Genomic DNA, 16,887 nt, shown 5'->3' on the forward strand with positions numbered 1-16,887 from the left:
TCAGGACAGGCGGTCGGGCACGATGCCGCCGGGACGGGGCGCCTCGCCGCCGTCGACGGTGTTGACCATCGAGTGGGCGGCGCGCTCGAGGTAGTCCCACAGGGTCTCCGCGAGCAGCGGCGGGAGCTCGAGGGAGTCGACGGCGCCGCGCATGTGCGCGAGCCAGGCGTCCCGGGCGGCGGGGGAGACGGCGAAGGGGGCGTGGCGGATCCGCAGGCGCGGGTGGCCGCGGCGCTCGCCGTAGGTCTTGGGCCCGCCCCAGTACTGCTCGAGGAACAGCAGCAGGCGCTCCTCGGCGGGGCCCAGGTCCTCCTCGGGGTACATCGGGCGCAGCAGCGGATCCTCGGCGACGCCCTCGTAGAACCGGCGCACCAGGCGCACGAAGGTCTCGTGGCCGCCGACGGCCTCGTAGAAGGTCTGCTCGGGCTCGTGGCCGGGGCCGCCGGGTCGCAGCGGGATGGTCATGCGGACTTTCCTGTCGTCTCGGCGAACCGCGGAAGGGCGAACTCGATGCCCGACGCGGCGAACTGGGCTCGGATGCGCCGCCGCAGCTCCATCTCGACCTTCCACTGGGAGCCGGGGGAGACGGTGGCGACCATGCGCCGCTGGAAGCGCGCGGCGTCCTCGCTGAGGATACCGCTGACCTCGACCTCGCTCTGCAGGACGTCCGCCCACTCCGGGTCGGCGCCGAGCTCCTCGGCGACCCGGGCGAGCACCTCGTCGACGACCCGGTCGTCGGACTTGGCGTCCAGGTCCAGCAGGACGACGGCCTTGGAGAAGCCGCGGGACATGTTGCCCACCCGGATGATCTCGCCGTTGCGGACGGTCCACAGCACGCCGTCCAGGGACCGCACCTGGGTCACGCGCAGGTTGATGTTCTCGACGGTCCCGGTGGCGTACTCGAGGTCGACGACGTCGCCCACGGCGACGATGTCCTCGAAGAGCATGACGACGCCGGCGACGATGTCCTTGATGATCGTCTGCGCGCCGATGCCCGCGGCCAGCCCGACCACGCCGAGGGAGGCGATCACGGGGGCGATGTTCACGCCGATCTGGTCGAGGATCATGATCGCCGCGATCATCCAGATGATCAGCGTCGCCACGTTCACCGCGACGTTGGACAGGGTCGAGGCGCGCTGCTCGATGCGCTTGAGGCTCGCGGCCTGGTCCCGGCGGTCGCGGCGCACCACGGAGCCGGCGACGCCGGTCAGCTTGCTGGACGAGGCGATCATGGTGCGGAAGAACCGGTGGATCAGCCATCGGGCGATGGCGGTCGCCACGGCCGCACCGACCAGGACCAGCACGATGAGCAGGCCGCTGCTGAGCAGCCAGCGCAGCGCCTGGTCCAGGAGGGACAGCGTCTCGTCGGTGGTCGGGGTGACGAGCTCGGGAAGATACGTCGGAGCCATGGCGCCGACCCTAGCGTCCGTCGGTCCGTGCCGGCTGGACGGACCGGGCGGGGGATCGACCAGGGCGTCCCCGTGAGGGAGTCCCTGGTCGATCCCCGGGCGCCGGAGGGGCGCCCTCGTCGATCAGGCGACGTCGGCCGCGCGCACCCGCAGCTGACGGGCGACGGTGTCGCGGCCCTCGAGCACCGGGCGGCGCAGGCCCAGCGGCGCATCGGCATGCTCCGCGAGCCAGGCGTCGGCGGCGTCCACGACGTCCTGCCCGCCGAAGTCCGCCGGGAAGTAGCCCTGGATGAGCCGGTTGGCGATCTCGTTGGAGCGCTGCGCCCAGACGTCGTCGAGCATCGCGAAGTACTTCTCGACGTACGGGGCGATCAGCGACCCGTCCACGACGCGGCCGAAGCCGAGGACCACGGCGGTGAGCGACTCGTTGGCCAGCTCGTCGCTCTCGACCGTGCGGGCCCAGGCCTGGGCCTTGGCCTCCGCGGTGGGCAGGGCGGCCCGGGCGGTCAGGGCGCTCTTGCGGCCGGACTGCGTGTCGTCCTGCGCGAGGACCGCGTCGATCCCGGCCTCGTCGATGCCGCCGAGCGCCGCGAGGGCGATCACGAGCTTCCAGCGCAGGTCCGTGTCGATCGTGCGCCCCTCGAGGACGGTCGTGCCCTCGAGCAGGCCCGACAGCAGCTCCCGGTGCTGCGCGGTGGAGGACAGGCGCGCGAAGGCCTCGAGGAACTGCAGCTGCGCATCGGAGCCGGCGGCCGCGGAGCGGGTCAGCTCCGCGAGGGCGTCGCCGATGCGGGCGGTGCGTGCGGCCCGGTCCTCCGGGGCGGCGTACGCGGTCGCGACGCTCTGCAGCTGGCCCAGCAGGGTCCGCAGCACGCTGGAGGAGTCCTCACCGGTGATGTGCGCGAGCACCAGGTCGGCGAAGCGGCGCGAGGGCAGCTCGGCATCGCGCACCATGTCCCAGGCGGCGGACCAGATGAGGGTGCGGGCCAGCGGGTCCTCGAGGGTGCGCAGGCTCTCCAGGGCCACCTCGAGCGAGGCCTCGTCCAGGCGGATCTTCGCGTAGGCGAGGTCCCCGTCGTTGAGCAGCCACAGGTCCGCCGTCCGGCCGACGAGCTCGGGGACCTCTGTCAGCGCGCCGTCGATGTCGACCTCGACGGTCGTGGTGCGCACGAGCCGGTCGCCCTGCACGGAGAAGCCGGCCACTCCCAGGCGGTGGGGGCGCAGCGTGGGGTGCTCGGCGACCGCCTCCTGGGAGATCGCGAACCGGGTCACGGAGCCGTCCTCGGCGCGCTCGATGACGGGGCGCAGCAGGTTCACGCCCGCCGTCTCGAGCCAGAGCGCGCTCCAGGAGCGCAGGTCGCGTCCGCTGGTGGCCTCGAGCTCGACGAGCAGGTCGCTCAGCTCGGTGTTGGACCAGGCGTGCTTCGCGAAGTAGGCGCGCAGGCCCTCGAAGAACGCCTCCTCGCCGACATAGGCGACCAGCTGGCGCAGCACCGAGGCGCCCTTGGCGTAGGTGATCCCGTCGAAGTTCGTCTCCACCGCGTCGAAGTCGACCATGTCGGCGACGATCGGGTGGGTCGAGGGCAGCTGGTCCTGGCGGTAGGCCCAGGCCTTCTCGGACCCGGCGAAGGTGGTCCAGGAATCGGTCCACGCGGTGGCCTCGGCCGAGCACAGGGTCGAGGCGAACTCGGCGAAGGACTCGTTCAGCCACAGGTCGTCCCACCAGCGCATGGTGACGAGGTCCCCGAACCACATGTGGGCGAGCTCGTGGAGGATGGTGAGGTCGCGGCGCTCGCGGATCGCGTCGGAGACCTCGGAGCGGAACACGTAGGACTCCACGAAGGTCACCGCGCCCGGGTTCTCCATCGCGCCCATGTTGTACTCCGGCACGAAGATCTGGTCGTAGGTGGGGAAGGGGAAGTCCGCGTCGAACTTCTCCTCGTAGAAGTCGAAGCCCTGCTGGGTGATGGCGAGGATGTGGTCGGCGTCCAGGTGCTCGGCCAGCGAGGCGCGGGCGTACACGCCGGCGGGGATCTCCCGGCCGCTGCGGGAGCGCAGGGTGCCCTCGGTGCCCTCGTACTTCCCGGCGATGAGCGCGGTGAGGTAGGTGGAGATCCGCGGCGTCGCCTCGAAGGACCAGGTCGCGATGCCGTCCCCGGCGGGGACCGGCTCCGAGGTCGGGGCGATGGAGATGACCCGCCAGTGCGCCGGCGCCGTGACGGTGAGGGTGAAGGCGGCCTTGAGGTCCGGCTGCTCGAAGCATGCGAACATGCGCCGGGCGTCGGAGACCTCGAACTGGGTGTACAGGTACACCTCGTCGTCGACCGGGTCGACGAAGCGGTGCAGCCCCTCGCCGGTGTTCATGTAGGCGCCGTCGGCGAGGATGCGCACGGTGTTCTCGCCGACGGCCAGCTCGGGCAGCTGCACGCGGGCGCCGTCGAAGCGGGAGGCCGGGTCCTCGAGCAGGACGCCGTTGAGCTCGATCTCGTGGACGGCCGGGGCGATGAGGTCCACGAACGTCGCCCGGGCCTCGGTGGAGGTGAAGCGGATCGTGGACTCGGTGCGGAACGTCCGCTCGCCCTGGGTCAGGTCGAGGCGGATGTCGTAGGTGTCGGTGGCGAGGAAGGAGGCCCGGTCCTGGGCCTCGTCGCGCGTCAGGTTCTCTGTGGACATGCTTCCCATCCTGCCACTGCACGGGCAGGATCAGCGCCTGGTCAGGTCCAGATCCCAGGTGTAATGGGAGGGCAGCGCCGGGATCGGCCACGAGGGGTCGGGGAAGAAGTGCTCGAAACCGGCCGAGAACGGATAGCGCCAGGCCTCGATGTCCTTCTCCGCACGGCGGCCCGCGGCGCGGATCTCCGCGACCTCCTCGGCGCTGAAGTAGCCCACGCGCTCGGCGCCCTCGAGCTCGTCCTCGTCCTTGTAGTGCCAGTCGCGTCGCGGCAGCACCACCAGGTCCAGCACCAGGTCGCGGGTGCGCACGCCCTCCTCGGTGCGCTCGTAGGGCGTCTCGAGGTTGACGTAGTAGCAGCCCAGCGAGCCGTCGTCCTTGTAGAACAGCCACACGGAGTACGGCGTGTCGGGCAGGCCGATCATGAGGATCCCGTTGCCGGTCCACAGCTGCTTGGACTGCCGGCGCGGCTGGGTGAACATCCCCTCGTCGCCGGCGCGGCGCAGCGCCGCGCCGGTCTCGAGCACGGGCAGCAGCACCTCCGTCCCCGGGGCGATCCAGATGACGACGCCGCGATCGTCGTCCAGGACGACCGTGCCGGGGCGGACGGTGCGGGTGGGGTGCTGATGGGTGTAGTAGGTCCAGGTCACCTGGTCGCCGGGCGACCAGTGTGGTGTGGGAGGCATGGCGGTTCCTGGCCGAGTCGGCCCCCACGGGCTGCCCGGACCGGCCGGCCCACCGACCCGGACGCTGCTCCGCCCGCGAGGGGGAAGGCGTATGGGCCGACCATACCGCGTCGCCCGCCGGGCGCGGCGAGGCGCGCCCGGGGAGGTCAGCGGCCTGCGCGCTCCCAGCGATGCTCGTCCGGGCCGCGCTCGGCGCAGACCGCCGCGATGCCGCCGGCGGTCGTGGCCTCGGTGCCCGCCTCGGTCCAGTCGCAGGAGGCGCCGATGCGCACCGAGGGATCCCGCTGGGCGATCTGCTGCTCGTCGGGCAGCAGGATCCCGCCGCGCACGGCGATCGTGCCGAGCACGGCGGAGCCCGCGAGGGCGAGCACCGCCAGGCCCGCCATCACCCGCGCACGCCGCCGCGGGCGGGGCGGGGCCGCCGGGGCGGGGACGCTCGGGGCGGTGCTCGCCCAGCTCCCCGCGTCCGCCGAGCGCCCGGGGACCGGGGCCGGGCCCGGGGCGGCGGGCAGGGCGGGGGAGGCCGGCGCGGTGCGCAGCCGCGGAGGACCGGGCAGCAGCGGCGTCGTCCCCCGGCCGCGGCCGGCGGTGTCGGCCCGCAGCACGTCCGTGCCCCGGTAGGGGGAGCCCTCCGGCAGCGGCGGCAGGCGGTCCGGGAACTCGACGGGAGCCCCCGCACGGTCCGTGAAGGGCGGGGCGACGGTGCGGGCGAGGGCCTCGAGCGCCGCGACCGCCCCCGGCAGGTCGGGGCAGCGCTGCTCGGGCACGACGGAGAGCAGGGAGCCGATCACCGCGGCGATCGGCGGCGCGGTCGTGGCGAGCACGGCGCGCACCGCCTCGGAGCCGCTGCCCTCACGGTCGACGCGGGTCTCGGGGGAGAGCATCACCAGGCCCACCACGCCGGCCGCCCACAGGTCCTGCTGCGGGGAGATCCGCCCGCTGGACATGATCTCCGGGGCGACGTAGCCGGGCGTGCCGTTGACGAACCCCGTGGCCGTCAGGCGCACGTCGCGCGCGTGCACGGCGATCCCGAAGTCGGCCAGGCGCATGATCGGGACGCCGCGCCCCACCGGTTCGAAGAGCATGTTCCCGGGCTTGACGTCCCGGTGGATCCAGTCCTCCTGGTGCAGGCGCCCCAGGCCCGCGAGCAGCTGCGCGAGGACCAGCGCGACCAGCGGATCCGACAGCGCGCCGTGGGCCCGGACGATCTCCTGCAGGGTCCCGCCGCTGGCCAGCGGCATGCCGATGACGACATGGTCGTCCTCCGCGCCGAAGCCGTTCGGCGTCAGCAGGTTGCGGTGCTCGACGCGGATCGACTTCTCCCGCACGAAGCGCAGCATGTCCGAGGAGTCCCGCTGGCGCATCACCTTGGCCGCGCACAGCATCCCGCTACGATGATCCACGGCGCGCCACACCGACCCCGAGGCCCCGCTCGCGATCGGGTCCAGGAGCTCGTACCGACCGGCGATGACGTCACCCATGATGGACACGATCGTAGAGGACACCATGAGAGCAGCCCACCCGCGCACCGCGGCGCTCGCTCTGGTCCTCGCCCTGGCGGCCCCGACGCCGGCCCTCGCCGAGGACTACGGCCTCACCGGCCGGGAGGTGGCCGGCGCCGCCTCCCTCGCCGAGGCGCCCGTGGTGGAGCCCGGGCTGATCCGTGACGCGCTGCCCGGGAGCACCGACGGGGAGGTCGCGCGGATCTACCGCGTCGACGTGCCCGAGGGGGCGCGCCTGCACGCGAGCGCCACCGCCGTCCCGCCCGGACCGGACCTCGACGGGGAGGACTACGCCTACCTGGACCTGGACGTCCGCCTGCTCGACGCCGACGGCGAGAGCTGCGTGGCCGAGGACGAGGGCAGCATCGGGGAGAAGTCCTCCGGCCGCACCCCGATCCTCGCCTACGCCTCCTCGACGCCGACCGGCACGGAGGACGGCTGCGCCGCCGGGCCGATGTTCGTCGAGGCCGCGCGCGGCGGGGCCCTGCACCGCGACACGGCGATCCCCGTCGAGGTGCGGATCGCCGTGGAGCCGGCCGCGGACGGCGCGGAGCACCCGCCGGCCGCCGCGAGCCCCCTGACCGACACCGGCCCGCAGCCCGGGGCGCCCGAGGCCGAGGGGCTGAGCAGCACCGGCAGCTCGTACGGTCTGGCGACCCCGCTGGCGCCCGGCAGCTACCGGGTGCGCCTCTCGCCCGACGAGCCCCGCTACGTCTCCGTCGACGTCGCCGAGGGCCAGCGGCTGCGCTGGCGCGCCGAGGTGGTCAGCGCCGAGCACGCCGACACCTCCCGCAGCCTCGAGGTCCTCGCGTGGAACCCGGTGCGCATGCCCGTGCCGCTCGCGGAGGAGTCCGACGCGCGCACCGGCGCCTCCCCGGGCTCGGTGCTCGGGGCCGGGTACGCGAGCACTGTGAGCATCGCCAACCGCGAGAGCGAGGACTCCGATGTCGCCGGGGTCTGGATGCCCGGCCGTCAGGTCCTCTCCCTCACCCAGCACGCCCCGCTCGAGGTCGACGAGGACACCGGCGCGCAGATCGAGCCGGTCGGGGACGTGGACGTGATCCTCACGATCGAGGTCGAGGGGGAGGCCGTCGGGACGAGCGCCGACCGCACCCTCGCGGGGGCGATCAGCGCCCTCCCGTGGGGGCGGATCCTCGCGGCGGCGGGAGCGCTCGTGACCGCCCTGCTGGGCATCGGCCTGCTCCTCGGGGCGATCCGCTCCCGCCGCCGCGGCTGAGGGCTCAGCCGGCCCAGGCCTCCCACAGCCGCGCATAGGCGCCGCCCGCCGCGACCAGGGCGTCGTGGGTGCCCTGCTCGACGGGCCGGCCGTCGGCCATCACCAGGATCCGGTCCGCCGCCCGCGCCTGCGAGAGGCGGTGGGCGACGATCACGGTGGTGCGCCCCTCGGCGACCCGCAGCGCAGCCCGCTCCAGCACCCGGGCGCCGGAGGAGCCCTCGTCGGCCGTGGCCTCGTCCAGCACCAGCACGGCGGGATCCCGCAGCACGATCCGGGCCAGGGCCAGCTGCTGGGACTGCTCGGCCGTGAGCCGCTCGCCCTTCTCGCCGACCTCCGTGTCCAGGCCGCGGGGCAGCGCCTGCACCCAGGACCACGCCTCGACGAGCTCGAGGGCGCGGCGCAGCTCCTCCTCGGTGGCGTCCTCGCGGACCAGCCGCAGATCCTCCGCGACGGTGCCGCGGAAGACGTGCACGTCCTGGCTGACGATGCTGGAGTGCGCCCGGATCGCCTCGAGGTCCGCCGCGGCGAGGTCCGCCCCGCCGTGCAGCACCCGCCCGTGCCGGGGCACCAGGGTCCCGGCGATGATCGCCGCGAGGGTCGACTTGCCGGCGCCCGAGGCGCCCACCAGCGCGATCCGCTCGCCGGGTCGGATCTCCAGGTCCAGCGGATGCAGGACGATGTTCTCCTCGCCGTCGGCATCGGAGCCGTAGGCGTGGGAGACGCCCTCGAGGCGGATCGAGGCGTCCTGCGGGCGCTGGGGGCCGGGGGAGGTCGCCGGGTCGAAGGACTCGATGACCCCCACCATCCGGGTCAGGCTCGCCGCCGCGGACTGCACGTCGTCGAGGCTGAAGATGAGGTTGGTCATCGGCCACATGAGGCTGACCACGTACAGCCCGGCGGCCGTGACCACGCCGATCGGCGCGCCGCTGACGTGGACCATGACGTAGCCCAGCACCAGCACCAGGGCGATCGCGATGCTCTCGGGCCACACGATGTACTTCACCAGGCGCGTCACCAGCGTCATCACCCGCATGCCGAGCACGGCGGCGGTCTCGGACAGCACGGCCACGTGGCGGGTCTCGCGGCGCTCGATGCCGTAGGCGTGCACCGTGGGGATGCCGTGGATCGCCGAGAGCAGGCCCTGGGCGCGGGCGCCCATCGCCACCCGCTCGCGGCGGTAGATCGGCGCGGTGCGCCGCAGGTACCAGACGGTGCCGGCGGCGTACATCGGCAGGATCACCGCGACGAGGATCAGCAGCCACGGGGACAGCGCGACCATGCCGATCAGCGTCACCACGACGTAGAAGCCGACCTGGATCAGGTTGGGCACCACGTTGTTCACGGCGCGCGCGGTGACGTCGACGTCGTCGGCCACGCGGGAGAGCGCGTCGCCGATGCCGGTGACCTCCATGGTCTGCGCCGGCAGGTCCAGCGCGCGGTCGATGACGTCCTCGCGCATCCCGGCCAGCACCCGCTGGCCGAGGCTGGAGACGAGGGTCCAGCCCAGCGCCGCCAGCACGGCCTGCAGCACGCCGGAGAGCATGATCAGACCGCCCTGGCGCCACAGCTGCCCGGGGGTCGCCCCGGCCTGCACGAGGTCCACGGCGTCGCCGATCAGCCGCGGCATCCAGGCCGCGGCGACCGCGCCGCCGGTGACCACGAGCACGGTCAGCAGCGTCGAGAACCAGAAGCGGCGCAGCCTCCCGCCGAGGTGGGCGGCGGCGTCGCGGACGGTCGCGATCGGCAGGATCTGGGCATGCTCGTCGAGCTGGCGCCGCGCGGTCGCGTCGGTGGCCAGCAGCTCCTCGGGCTGCGCATCCCAGTTCAGCGCCGACGGCTTCTCGGTGGTCGCGGTCATCGCTGCACCATCTCCCGGTACTCCTCGAGGTCCATCAGCTCCGTGTGGGAGCCGTGGGCGGTCACGCGGCCGGCACGGACGAGGTGGACCTCGTCGGCCTCCCGCAGCAGGGCCGGGGCGCGGGTCACCAGCAGCGTCGCCCGGTCCTCGCGGCGGCGGTCCGCCACCAGGGCCTCGGCGATGTGCTGCTCGGTCACCGCGTCCACGGCGGTGGTCGGGTCGTGCAGGACCAGCACGGGGGCGTCGGAGGCCACCGCGCGGGCCAGCGCGATCCGCTGGCGCTGGCCGCCGGACAGGTTCGCCCCGCGGTCCAGGATGCGGGTGTCGTACCCCTCGGGGAGGATCCGCAGCATGTCCTCCGCGCCGGCGGCGTGCAGGGCCGCATCGGCCCAGGAGTCGTCCGTACCGTCGGTCGCGACCGAGGACGGCGCCCGGGTGGCGAGCTGCTCGCGCAGGGTGCCGTCGAACAGGTCGACGACGTGCGGCTCCACCAGCAGGTCGGCACGGGTCGCGAAGCGGTTCTCGGCGGTCACGGCGTGATCGCCCAGCTGCACGCTGCCGGCCTCGGCGCGGCCGGAGACCGCGGCGATCACCGCGTCGGCGTCCCGCGCGTCGGTGCAGGCCACGGCCACCACCCGGCCGTCGGGGACCTCGAGGTCCAGGCCGTCCAGGGTGCCGGCGCGCACCTGCGCCAGGCGCAGGCCGCCGGTGCCGGGGCGGCGCTCGCCGGGGCGGGACTCGCCGCGGTCGTCGCGCGCCCGGCGCAGGTGGCCGAGGGAGAGCTCGGGATCGTCGATCGTGCGGCCGAAGTCCGCCAGCAGGTCCCGCACGCGCCGCGCCGAGGTGGACATGGAAGCCCACCACACCGGCAGCCCGGACAGTCCCTGCAGCATGCCCATGTTGTTGCGGGCCACGCCGACCACGGCGATGAGCGTGCCCACCGTCAGCGCCCCGGCGATGGTGCGCTGCGCGGCGATGATCACCACGGCGGCCATCATGCCGGCGGTCACCAGGGTGGTCAGGCCCCCGGAGATGCCCGAGAAGCGGGCGTTGACCAGCGCCGCGTCCAGCGCGATGCGGGAGCGGCGGCGGTAGTGGGAGCGGGCGCGGGCCTGCACGCCCAGACCCTGCAGGATGCGCAGGCCGTGGACGAGGTCGGTGGCGGTCGCGGCGGCATCGGCCGCCTTGGACTGCTGGGCGTCGTACCGGGCCGACAGCACCGGGCTGATCACGCGGATGACCACGACCATCACGAGGATGCCGATCAGGGTGACCAGGCCCAGCATCGGGTCGAGGATCGCGAGCCACACCCCGGCGCCCAGCACCACGGTCGCGGCGGGGAAGGCCCACGGGATCATGTCCATCACGTCCGAGGCCTTGTCGGCGTCGGAGGTGGCGATGGACAGCACCTCGCCCGCGGGACGGTCCACGGGGGTGGAGCGCGGGTCGAGCACCGCGCCGGTCACGGCCACGCGCAGGCGGTGGCGCTCGAACATCCGCGCCCGCTGCGCGGCCGCGAACATGACGATCCAGGCCCAGGTGCTCAGCAGCCGCATCACGACGATGCCCGCCGCACCGCCCAGGGTCAGGGTCAGGTTCCCCTGCACGATGCCGGCGTCGATGACGAAGCCCACCAGGACGGGCACCGCCATCTCGGTGGCCTCGACCACGAAGGACAGGGCCATGATCCAGGGCAGCTCGCGCCGGTGCTGGCGCACGATGGAGCGCATCACGCCGGGACGGCGGGACGCGGGGTCGGGGGAGGCCGCTCGGGCCTTGCGAGGAAGGGGCACCGGTCCATCCAACTGCCCCGGACCCCCGGTGGCAATCGCTTTTCGGGACGTCCTCGGCCCGGCGGGCCCGCAGGTGAGAGGATGGACGCATCCGCCTGCCCGGACCCCCGAGGAGAGAGCCGATGTCCCGACCTGTCGAACTGTTCGTCGATCCCGCCTGCCCGTACGCCTGGATGACCAGCCGGTGGCTCCATCACGCGACCGAGGTCCGCGACGTGAGCCCCACCTTCTCCGTGATGTCCCTCGCAGTGCTCAACGAGGGACGCGAGCTCGAACCGGGCTACCGCGCCTCGATCGACCAGGCCTGGGGGGCCGCCCGGGTGGCGATCGCGATCACGCAGCAGCAGGGCCCGGAGGCCTTCTCCCGCTGGTACACCGCCTGGGGCGAGCACTACCACGTGGGCGGGAACAAGGACGACCGCCGGGCCGCGGCCGTCCACGCCCTCGAGGTCGCCGAGCTGCCCGCCGAGCTCATCGACGCCTACGAGAACGTCCCCGGCGACGCGCTGGACACGGCGCTGCGCGCCTCGCACCAGCGCGCGGTCGACATGGTCGGCACGGACGTGGGCACGCCCGTGATCTCCTTCGGCGAGGGCACCGCCTACTTCGGCCCGGTGATCTCCCCGGCCCCGCGCGGCGAGGACGCCGGCCGTCTGCTGGACGGCATGCAGGCCCTCGCGAGCGTCCCCGGCTTCTACGAGGTCAAGCGCTCCCGCACCGGCGGCGTCGACCTGTCCTGATCCGTCCTGCCCCGTCTGCTCCCGTCCCCCGAAGAAAGAGATCCATGCGCGTCCACATCGGCACCGACCACGCCGGATTCGAGCTCAAGAACCGCCTCGTCGCCAACCTCACGGCCAAGGGCCACGAGGTCATGGACCACGGCGCCCACACCTACGACGCCCTGGACGACTACCCGCCGTTCTGCACGGACGTCGGCGAGGCCGTCGTCGCCCAGCCCGGATCGCTCGGCGTGGTGATCGGCGGCTCCGGCAACGGCGAGCAGATCGCCGCCAACAAGGTGCGCGGCGTCCGTGCGGCGCTCGTGTGGAACGAGGAGACCGCCCAGCTGGCCCGCGAGCACAACGACGCCAACGTCATCTCCGTGGGGGCCCGCCAGCACACCGAGGAGGAGCTCGAGCAGCTCATCGACATCTTCCTCGCCGAGCCCTTCAGCGGGCAGGAGCGCCACCAGCGGCGCATCGACCTCGTGGCCCGCTACGAGGAGACGGGCGGCTACGACGCCCCTGCCGCCGACTGATGCCCGAGGGGCATACCGTCCACCGGCTCGCAGCGGCGCTGCGGGCCGGCTTCGGTTCCCAGGCCGTGCGCACCTCCAGCCCCCAGGGCCGCTTCTCCGACGCGGCGGAGCTGGACGGCTGGGTGCTGGCCGATGCGGAGGCCGTGGGCAAGCAGCTGCTGATCGCCTTCACCCCGGACGCCTCCGTCGCCCCCGGCGACCCGGTCACCCGCTACGTGCGGGTGCATCTGGGGCTGTACGGCTCGTGGACCTTCGCGGGGGAGGAGGGCTTCGCCCCCGCCCATGCCATCGGGGCGCCGCGGGTGCAGGGTCCGGAGGGCGACTGGCGCCGGCTCGTGCCGCGCCCCACGACCCGGCTGCGGATCCAGGGATCGCAGGGCCTGGCCGACCTCACCGGCCCCACCGCCTGCGAGGTCCTCGACGGCGCCGGGCGCCGCCGCGTGCTGGACCGGCTGGGGCCGGACCCGCTGCGCGCCGACGCGGACCCCGAGCGCTTCGTGGAGCGCGTGCGGGCCTCCCGCACCGCGATCGGCGTGCTGCTGATGAACCAGGACGTCATCGCCGGGGTGGGCAACATCTACCGCGCGGAGATCCTGTTCCGGGCTCGTCTGGACCCCGCCGTCCCCGGGCGCGACCTCACCGCCGGCATGGTCCGGGGGATCTGGGAGGACCTCGTCCCCCTGATGCGGTACGGGGCGCGCACCGGGCGGATCGTCACCACCCAGCCGGAGCACCGCCGCCTCGAGGCCCGGATCCTCGAGCGCTCCCGCGGGACGCTCCAGAACGGCGACGGCGATCCCGCGGCGGTCCCGCGGGAGGAGTCCTTCTACGTCTACCACCGCCAGACGCTGCCGTGCCGGCTGTGCGGCACCGCGATCCGCAGCGGCGACATGGCCGCGCGCACCGTCTTCTGGTGCCCGCGGTGCCAGAGCGTCCGCTCCCGCCGCGCCCGCTGGACGCTGGAGCATCCCGCCGCCGCCTGGGCGGAGAGCGGGGAGCACCGGGAGCCGGCAGCAGCGACCTCCGAGGAGAGCGACGGATGAGCACCCTGCGCAGCGGCATGCTGCCCGTCGGCGACGGGCACGAGATCTTCTGGGAGACCAGCGGCAGCGCCGACGGCGTCCCGGCGCTGTACCTCCACGGCGGCCCCGGCGGGCGGCTGAGCCCCGGCTACCGCGACAAGGTCCCCGCCGATCGCACGCATCTGGTGGGCCTGTCCCAGCGCGGCGCGGGGGCCTCGACGCCCTCCGCGGGCGCCGCGGGCTGCGTGGATCTCTCCGCCCAGAGCACGCCGCGGCTGGTCGCCGACCTCGAGCTGCTGCGCGAGCATCTCGGGATCGGCTCCTGGATCGTGCAGGGCGTCTCCTGGGGATCGACCCTCGCCCTCGCCTACGCCCAGGCGCACCCCGCGCGGGTGCGCGGGATCGTGCTGATGGCGGTCACCGCCACCTCGCGGCGCGAGGTCGACTGGATCACCGAGGGGATCGGGGCGGTGTTCCCCGAGGCCTGGGACCGCTTCGCGGCCTTCGCCGAGCAGCACGGGGACTTCGACCGCCGCGACCACGGCCCGGACCGGGTGCGGATCGTCGAGGCGTACCGGCGGCTGCTCGCCTCCGAGGACGCGGAGCTGGCCGAGGCCGCGGCCGCGCACTGGTGCGCCTGGGAGGACGAGCACGTGCGCATCGGCGGCGGCGTTCTCGAGATCGCCCCGCTGCCGCAGCAGGTCACCGACCAGCAGCGCGCCTTCGCGCGGCTGGTCACCCACTACTGGGCCCATGACGGCTTCGTCGGGGACTGGGCCGTGCCGTGGGGCGCGGCGCCCGGCAGCGGGCTGCTGGGCGGCATGGACCGCATCGGCCGCATCCCCGCGGTGCTGATCCACGGGCGCCGGGACGTCTCCGGGCCGGTGCTCACCGCCTGGGAGCTGCACCGCGCCTGGCCGGCGAGCGAGCTCGTCGTCGTCGAGGACGAGGGCCACGGCGGGCCGCAGATGGTGCGGGCGTGGCGGGAGGCGATGGATCGCCTCACCGCCACGCCCGATCCGCGCGGCTGAGCCCCGGCCGCGCCCGCGGCCGCCTCCGGGCTATGCCGCCGCGGCGTCCTTCGCGCGGGTGCGGGAGCTGAGCAGCCAGGCCAGCCCCAGCGCGATGACGATGCCGTTCAGCGGGGCGATGCCGAGGGCCAGGGCGTTCGAGGCCCAGGCCGCCACGGCGCCCAGCAGGTACGGGACCAGCGCCTGCCAGCGCACCGTCTCGGTGAGGGAGGACAGCGGTGGCTGCCCGCCGCGCCAGCGGGCGATCCAGTCGCCGATCAGCACCCCGCCCAGCGGCGGGATGAGGATCCCGATCCAGCTGAGGTAGCCCACGATGTGCTCCTGCACCCCGGTCAGCGCCAGCACCGTCGCGATCGCGACGCCGCCGATGATGAACGGTCCCTTGCGCGGGGAGCTGGCGATCTCGGCGCCGGCGACGCCGAAGGCGTAGGCGGCATCGGCATTGGACTTCCACAGGTTGCCGAACAGGAAGAACAGGCCCCAGCCGATCATGCCCATGCCCAGCAGCAGGGTCGTGAAGTCGCCCTCGCCGAAGGCGAGCGCGGCGACCGCGCCGAAGAACACCATGAGGCCGTTGCCGATCACGAAGCCCATCGCGCAGGCGAGCACGGCGTCGCGGCCGCGGCGTGCGAAGCGCGTCCAGTTGGCGGCCTGGGTCCCGGCCGAGGCGAAGGTGCCCACCACCGTCGTCACGGCCACCGCCCAGCTCATCGAGGCGGTGGGGGCCAGGGAGAACAGCCCGCCGATCCCGCCGACCTCCACCAGCGCGCGGCCGGTGATCCAGAAGGCGAGGATCAGGATCAGCGGGGTCGAGATCAGCGAGACCCAGTACATGCCCTCATAGCCGTACAGGGCGGTGAGCATCATCAGCGCGGAGACGGCGATCATCACCAGCGCCGGCCGCCAGCCGCCCTCCCAGCCGAAGGCGAGGGCCGTCATCTGGCCGATGGACCCGACGGCCACCCCGTACCAGCCCACCTGCGTCCCGCCCAGCAGCAGGGAGACGACCTTGGACCCGGCCGTGCCGAAGGTGTACCGGGACATGACCACGGTGGTCAGGCCGGTGCGGGCGCCGAGGAAGCCGATCGCGGCGACGTAGGCGCCCAGCACCAGAGAGCCGACGGCGAGCACGGCGAGGAACTCGGAGAAGCCGAAGGCGGCGCCGACGCTCGCGCCGGCCATGAGCGTCGGCGCGAAGACGGTGAAGCCGATCAGGACGACGCTGATGGACAGCGCGCTGCGGCGCGCCGAGCGGGGGACCGGGGTGACGGGGTAGTCGGGGTCCACCGGCTCGACGGACTCCTGCGGCGCGGTCTCGGAGGGGGCGCTCGTCATCGGCCCAGCTCCGAGGTCTCCACGCCGATGTCCTCGCTCCAGATCTCCGGCCGCTCGGCGATCATGCGCTCCATGAGGGCCACGCACTCCGGGTCGTCGAGGACGTCGACGGTGACGCCGCGCTCGCGCAGCAGCGCCTCGGACATCTCGAAGGTGCGGTTCTCGCCGACGACAATGCGGGGGATCTCGTACAGCAGCGCCGTGCCGGTGCACATGATGCACGGCGAGAGGGTGGTGTACAGCACGCTGTGACGGTAGACGCTCGCGGGGAGCCGACCGGCCTTCTCGATGGCGTCGGTCTCTCCGTGGAGGATCGCCGAGTTCTTCTGGACCCGCTGGTTGTGTCCGGCGGCGAGGACCTCGCCCTCGTGCACGAGCACGGCGCCGATGGGCACCCCGCCCTCGTCCCAGCTGGTCCTGGCCTGCTCGATGGCGAGGGACAGGAAGTGCCGGTCCTCCTCGGCGGTGGGGGTCCAGGTCATGGTTCACGCTCCTTCGTGGTGGCACGGCTCGCACAGGGGACGCGCAGGCCAGAGGCATACTACGGCGTAGCGTGGAGACCATGGACGACCTCTCCGCGCTGACCCCCTCCTCGCCGATCCCCTCCGGGGCGACGCTGCACCGCGCTCCGGTGCGCGAGGTGGACCCCCGCACCCTCTACCTGCTGGCGAAGCTGCGCCAGGACGTGTTCTCGATCGAGCAGGGGGCCACGGACCCCGACCTGGACGGCCGGGACCTCGAGGCCGGGACGACGCTGCTGTGGATCGAGGTGCCCGGCCCGGAGGCGGAGGCCGCCGGGCTCGCGGGGGAGCCCGCCGCGCACATCCGCGTGCTCACCGAGCCGGACGGGTCGATGCGGATCGGCCGGCTCGCGGTGCGGGCGCAGAACCGCCGGGACGGGTTCGGCGGCCGGATCATGCGCGCGGCCCTGGACCTCACCCGCGAGCTCGCCCCCGATCAGGTGGTGCGGATCGACGCGCAGGCCTACCTCGAGGACTGGTACCGCGGCATGGGTTACGTGACCGTCGGCGAGATGTTCCTCGAGGCCGGCATCGAGCACGTGCCGATGGAGTACCGGCACTGAG

15 protein-coding genes are annotated in these 16,887 nt (G+C 73.7%); 6 read left to right on the top strand and 9 right to left on the bottom strand.

Going from position 1 to position 16,887, the window contains the following annotated elements; translation table 11 throughout:
- The 5 genes from ABD234_RS06345 to ABD234_RS06365 form a co-directional block, all read right to left on the bottom strand.
- Complete coding sequence (locus tag ABD234_RS06345; protein WP_051486911.1) at positions 1-465, bottom strand: globin; 465 nt, start codon at positions 463-465, stop codon at positions 1-3.
- Positions 462-1,409, bottom strand: a complete 948-nt coding sequence (locus tag ABD234_RS06350) for a mechanosensitive ion channel family protein (protein WP_038373036.1) — start codon at positions 1,407-1,409, stop codon at positions 462-464. The genes ABD234_RS06345 and ABD234_RS06350 overlap by 4 nt, the downstream gene beginning before the upstream one ends.
- Positions 1,410-1,532: 123 nt before the next feature.
- Positions 1,533-4,082: an aminopeptidase N gene (gene pepN, locus ABD234_RS06355; protein ID WP_038373035.1), complete on the bottom strand. Its 2,550-nt coding sequence runs from the start codon at positions 4,080-4,082 to the stop codon at positions 1,533-1,535.
- A 30-nt stretch (positions 4,083-4,112) separates the two neighbouring features.
- Complete coding sequence (locus ABD234_RS06360; RefSeq protein WP_038373033.1) at positions 4,113-4,766, bottom strand: ribonuclease FAU-1 family protein; 654 nt, start codon at positions 4,764-4,766, stop codon at positions 4,113-4,115.
- Positions 4,767-4,912: 146 nt separating this feature from the next.
- Positions 4,913-6,247 carry a serine/threonine protein kinase gene (locus ABD234_RS06365; RefSeq protein WP_051486910.1) on the bottom strand — a complete coding sequence of 445 codons (1,335 nt, stop codon included), beginning with the start codon at positions 6,245-6,247 and terminating at the stop codon, positions 4,913-4,915.
- A gap of 25 nt (positions 6,248-6,272) precedes the next feature.
- On the opposite strand from ABD234_RS06365, the gene ABD234_RS06370 reads away from it, so the two are divergent.
- The gene (locus ABD234_RS06370) at positions 6,273-7,505 is read left to right on the top strand and encodes a hypothetical protein (protein WP_084148520.1); all 1,233 of its coding nucleotides are present in this window, start codon (positions 6,273-6,275) and stop codon (positions 7,503-7,505) included.
- Between the two features lie 4 nt (positions 7,506-7,509).
- Here ABD234_RS06370 and ABD234_RS06375 read toward each other — a convergent pair whose 3' ends face one another.
- Together ABD234_RS06375 and ABD234_RS06380 are read right to left on the bottom strand one after the other, a co-directional pair.
- Entirely contained in the window at positions 7,510-9,363 is a 1,854-nt protein-coding gene (locus tag ABD234_RS06375) for an ABC transporter ATP-binding protein (RefSeq protein ID WP_084148519.1), read from the bottom strand.
- Entirely contained in the window at positions 9,360-11,156 is a 1,797-nt protein-coding gene (locus tag ABD234_RS06380) for an ABC transporter transmembrane domain-containing protein (RefSeq protein ID WP_232226391.1), read from the bottom strand. Before ABD234_RS06380 ends, ABD234_RS06375 begins: the two co-directional genes overlap by 4 nt.
- A gap of 122 nt (positions 11,157-11,278) precedes the next feature.
- On the opposite strand from ABD234_RS06380, the gene ABD234_RS06385 reads away from it, so the two are divergent.
- The 4 genes from ABD234_RS06385 to ABD234_RS06400 are packed head-to-tail and all read left to right on the top strand — an operon-like array spanning position 11,279 to position 14,467.
- Positions 11,279-11,896, top strand: coding sequence for a mycothiol-dependent nitroreductase Rv2466c family protein (locus ABD234_RS06385; RefSeq protein WP_038373030.1), 618 nt, complete (start codon positions 11,279-11,281; stop codon positions 11,894-11,896).
- 44 nt (positions 11,897-11,940) lie between these two features.
- Positions 11,941-12,414 carry a ribose-5-phosphate isomerase gene (locus ABD234_RS06390; protein WP_038373029.1) on the top strand — a complete coding sequence of 158 codons (474 nt, stop codon included), beginning with the start codon at positions 11,941-11,943 and terminating at the stop codon, positions 12,412-12,414.
- Positions 12,414-13,457 carry an Fpg/Nei family DNA glycosylase gene (locus ABD234_RS06395; protein WP_051486909.1) on the top strand — a complete coding sequence of 348 codons (1,044 nt, stop codon included), beginning with the start codon at positions 12,414-12,416 and terminating at the stop codon, positions 13,455-13,457. The genes ABD234_RS06390 and ABD234_RS06395 overlap by 1 nt, the downstream gene beginning before the upstream one ends.
- Positions 13,454-14,467, top strand: a complete 1,014-nt coding sequence (locus ABD234_RS06400) for an alpha/beta fold hydrolase (RefSeq protein WP_038373028.1) — start codon at positions 13,454-13,456, stop codon at positions 14,465-14,467. Before ABD234_RS06395 ends, ABD234_RS06400 begins: the two co-directional genes overlap by 4 nt.
- A gap of 30 nt (positions 14,468-14,497) precedes the next feature.
- On the opposite strand, the gene codB is transcribed toward ABD234_RS06400, so the two are convergent.
- Both codB and ABD234_RS06410 read right to left on the bottom strand, forming a co-directional pair.
- Positions 14,498-15,802: a cytosine permease gene (codB, locus tag ABD234_RS06405; protein ID WP_038373027.1), complete on the bottom strand. Its 1,305-nt coding sequence runs from the start codon at positions 15,800-15,802 to the stop codon at positions 14,498-14,500.
- The gene (locus ABD234_RS06410; RefSeq protein WP_038373026.1) at positions 15,799-16,284 is read right to left on the bottom strand and encodes a nucleoside deaminase; all 486 of its coding nucleotides are present in this window, start codon (positions 16,282-16,284) and stop codon (positions 15,799-15,801) included. The genes codB and ABD234_RS06410 overlap by 4 nt, the downstream gene beginning before the upstream one ends.
- 80 nt (positions 16,285-16,364) lie before the next feature.
- Between ABD234_RS06410 and ABD234_RS06415 the strand changes: the two genes are divergently transcribed.
- Positions 16,365-16,886, top strand: a complete 522-nt coding sequence (locus tag ABD234_RS06415) for a GNAT family N-acetyltransferase (RefSeq protein WP_051486908.1) — start codon at positions 16,365-16,367, stop codon at positions 16,884-16,886.
- Position 16,887 lies beyond the last annotated feature (1 nt).

Origin of the sequence: Brachybacterium phenoliresistens, from assembly GCF_039530785.1 — a bacterium.
GTDB lineage: Bacteria > Actinomycetota > Actinomycetes > Actinomycetales > Dermabacteraceae > Brachybacterium > Brachybacterium phenoliresistens.